Genomic DNA, 3,774 nt, shown 5'->3' on the forward strand with positions numbered 1-3,774 from the left:
GACGAAAACTGCTCATGAAAAAGCCGCGGCGAAACCTGAGGTGAGGCATCGCATCGTAGAGTTTGCAGAAGGGTTCAAGGGTTGGACAAAACCCGAGCGGAAGAAGCATTTGAAAGCCCTGCTATCGATCGAGGGAATCTCTATTCGCTCTTTGGCGGAAGACACTAAGACCCGTGAGTCGACACTTCGTTACTATCTTGATCCCGCACTGGAGGATAAAGGCGCTTCTGTTCCGTCGAAACAGACCCCTCTTGTTCAACAGCCTAAAACTCCAGGACCTGCGTCGCCGCGGCGACCGGCGATCCTGCAGGAGATCCCTGCACGTAAAGCCTCCCCCAAGATTCCGGTAAAATTACCTCCAAGACCACAACCAACCGCTCAACAAAGGGGACCCAGCGATCTTGCCCAGTTCATTCTCGAGTTTCTTGAAATGCGAGGAAGCCCTTTGGGTGTGACAGAACCTACAGAGCTCATCGCTGTCTCGGACACCACTCGAGTGCTGTTGAGGGAGTTACCCGAGCCTCCGAATCTCGGTTTGGGTAGTGTCCCCACCGGAGACGAGCGCACAAAACTTATTAACCAGGCCCACTGTGGACCACACGGCGATGGCACTTCCCAAAGGTTATCTGTGGGACTACGCAATGTCCTGCGGCAGATCGGTGCAAACGAATCAACTTGGAGCAACGCGCTCCATGAAGTTGAGAAAATCCTGGGCCAACGCCATAAAGACCAGCAACCTCAACCGGCCAGCAAACCAGTTCAGAAGCGCCGCTCGCGCTCGGCGCAGATTACCTGGTCCCCAGGATGGCGTGTGAGGACGCTGCCAAAGTGAGCTCGAGGTTCGACACTCCATTAGGAGGTGTTCATCGAGGCGTCGCGGTAGAGCGTGTTCCTTGAGGCCTCGTGAGCCTTTTGAGACGGTAGATGTCCCTTCTCTATGAGAAGGTGCAGCAAATAGCCCAGTCTCTTTCGGGTATACGTTCCTGCATAAGATTGATCAGTTCCCACATTGCATCCCCGCACTCACAGGGAACCTCGCGCGGCTTTCAGATCTCCCCGATTCCATCTTGCTCGCCACCGGGCAGTGTCCTATACACTACCCGCCACCGGCGGATAGAGCCGGTTGGACATACAATGCGCGCAGCGACGTCGTCGCTGGCGTCGCGCTTCGGTGCATGAAGCCTACAAAGAAGCAATTCGTCTCCTCCTGCCGACTACAAATTAACCCGCATACGCTTGCCAGAGCGCTGCAGCACTGCGCGGATGGTTGGGGGCGAAGTCCGGAAGGGCCTCCTGTTGCGTCGCCTGATGTCTCTTCCCTCACCCGGATACGTGATTTATCCCGTCTCATCTGAGGCCATGTGCCGATGGTAATTGGCGCGTCAGTGCCAGATTCTGGAAGTGCGTCAACAATACCCGCAGCACGCAACCACCAGTGCGACTTCGAAGCCGAAGGCGAATGGAAAATACAGGGACGCAAATTCCAACGCACCAGCATGCCAAACATGGGTTTCAGCGGGCGTCGGGGCGAGATCGCCCGCGATGGAGTTCGATTGGCCGACGCCTCATTCCAGAGATCCACAATGAGTTGACCGGGGATGGGTTTGGCCGCGGCGAAAGCGGCACGGAAATGGAGAGGAACAATGGCGCCCGATTTCGACCGCGTCCAAGTCGATCTTACATAGCAGGGCCATCGGCAACGTTGGTCAGAGCGGGGCCCCGGTGACCTGGCGCGTGCGTGAAAGATTCTGAATCCTCAGGTTTCCCCACCCCATCCAACGATCACAGCGGTGTTTGCTGACGGCCGGGAGGCCGGTCACGTCGCTCGACGTGATGCGTGGACCGGAATGAGCGAAAGCTTCGACGTTTGGTTGTGGATTTGGGCAACCCGCCGCCGGTGGAGTGAGGATACGCCCCTCCAAGCGAATAGGCTGAATCCAAGCCGCGCAACTGGACCTGAGGTCCATGAGCACCACACCATCTTTCTTTGAACTCTCCCTACGTGCGATTCGTGAGGTAAAAAAAGGCTTTCACCGATTTGGTCTCAGCGCCGAGGGGCGCAGGATCATTAGTGGGGGCGAGAATTGAGCGTCTTCGAACAGCACTATTCCCCGAAGCAGCTGGCCGAAAAGTGGGGATTCTCGGCTCGGTTTGTCCGCGATCTGTTTGCCCGAGAACCTGGCATCCTGGTCGCGGATCGCCCGGAGGAGTTACACAAGCGGCGATACACCACCCTGCGTATCCCGGAGAGCGTGGCGCTCCGGGTCTATACCAGGATGCAATCGAAGGGCCGGGTCAGGAAAAGCCAAACCCCATCCCGTCCAGCGCCTCTTCCAGTCGAGCCTGCAACATCTCTTCGCGCCGCCTAACCCAGGGAGCGTAATGCTTTTCGGTCGTTTGGATGCTCGTGTGAGTCAACAGACGGCTGACATCCTCCAGCATGAAGCCGGCCAGCAACAACTCGATCGCGAAGCTATCTCGCAACTGGTGCGAGTGGAAGCTGAAGGGCTTGCCCTGCTCGTCCTTGAAGTTCAGAAAGGGATTCATCTCCGCGATAACCTTGCCCCAGCGGGACGAGAGCGTCTTCAGTTTGGTGATTCCCTCGCCCCACAGGAAGTAGCGCGACTTGAATCGCTCCCGCTTCGGGGATAAGGCCGCCAGCGCCTCCACCACCCGGGCCGGAAGCCTACGTTCCACTTTGGCGCCGGTCTTCTCCGTATGCGTGAGAAGCCGATCTCCCCTCACCGCGGCGCGGGGGAGAGCGAGGCAGTCAACCAACCGCATTCCGGTTGCCCTTTGCAGCAGAAATTGGGCCCGCAACTCCCTGGCCCACTCGCGCACCTCTCCGGATTGAGACTGGCAGAACGGATCGATCGCCTGGAGTAGCTTCTCGAACTGCCTCGGCGTCAGGGGTTGAATGGCCGCGTACTGCGGCCGAACGCGCCTTAAGTTCTTGGCTGGATCCTCCTCAATCAGCTTGATGCTCGTGGCCCATTTGAAGAAAGCCTTCATTCGCACCAGGAACGAGGACTGGGTGGTCGATCCCATTCGCTCGTCCCTATGCTCGGCATTCTTTTTCCACAATCCGCGCCATTCATCGAGCAGGTTCGGTGTGATCTCGTCGAGGCGGACAATCTGCTTTCTCTTCGACCAGGCACGGATCCGATTGGCCGATGAGGTGTAGGCCGTGATGGTTCCCTCGGACGCATCCTTGTGGCTGAGAAGCCACCGGGCAACAGCATCCTCGAGCGTTATCCTGGCCGCCTGGACGGCGGACTTTTCTGTCTCCGCTTCCTGCTCCCGGCGAATCCGATCAGCCTCCATCTTCCGGATCTTCTGCTTGTCCGGATTGAGCCAGCCGCGCTGCTCGGCGGCGAGTTCCTCCGCCTTCTCCCAGCTTCTTGTTTTAGCCGACACTCTGCGATCGCGGGCGCCGTCGTAGACATAGAGCCACTTGGGGCAGTTGCAACCCCTGCCGTGGTACACGGGGTTGCCCTTGTGGGGGCACGTCTCGACGTGTCGAGTGTAGACGCTGACGGTTACTTTGAGAGGAGTGCCACTGGGATCGTTCATGGGATTTATCGTACAACTGTCGTACAAAACCCTATGTGACAAGTGTAAGTCTTTTAGAATGTGTCCAGAAATGAACTCATTCAGTTCTTTCCTGCTTACCTATCGATTGTAAATCAGCGAGCGGCTGAATCCGGGGTTCCCCGGTCGGCCGGTTCCGGGGAAGGTATTGAGGCGCCTCAACTTTGACGAAGAGACGCGATG

The 3,774-nt window shown here is 57.7% G+C and carries 2 protein-coding genes; one reads left to right on the plus strand and one right to left on the minus strand.

Going from position 1 to position 3,774, the window contains the following annotated elements; genetic code table 11:
- On the plus strand, positions 1-832 hold an 832-nt coding region (locus WA354_RS10880; RefSeq protein ID WP_472813033.1), incomplete at its 5' end, for a hypothetical protein.
- 1,463 nt (positions 833-2,295) lie between these two features.
- Here the strand turns inward: WA354_RS10880 and WA354_RS10885 are convergent.
- Positions 2,296-3,573, minus strand: coding sequence for a tyrosine-type recombinase/integrase (locus WA354_RS10885; RefSeq protein WP_472813034.1), 1,278 nt, complete (start codon positions 3,571-3,573; stop codon positions 2,296-2,298).
- Between the last annotated feature and the right edge of the window lie 201 nt (positions 3,574-3,774).

The sequence above is a fragment of the Occallatibacter sp. genome, from assembly GCF_049802275.1.
Taxonomy (GTDB): domain Bacteria; phylum Acidobacteriota; class Terriglobia; order Terriglobales; family Acidobacteriaceae; genus Telmatobacter.

Bases quoted from the DNA above. Each gene is read 5' to 3' on its own strand.
- WA354_RS10885 (WP_472813034.1), bottom strand. From the start codon at position 3,573: ATGAACGATCCCAGTGGCACTCCTCTCAAAGTAACCGTCAGCGTCTAC.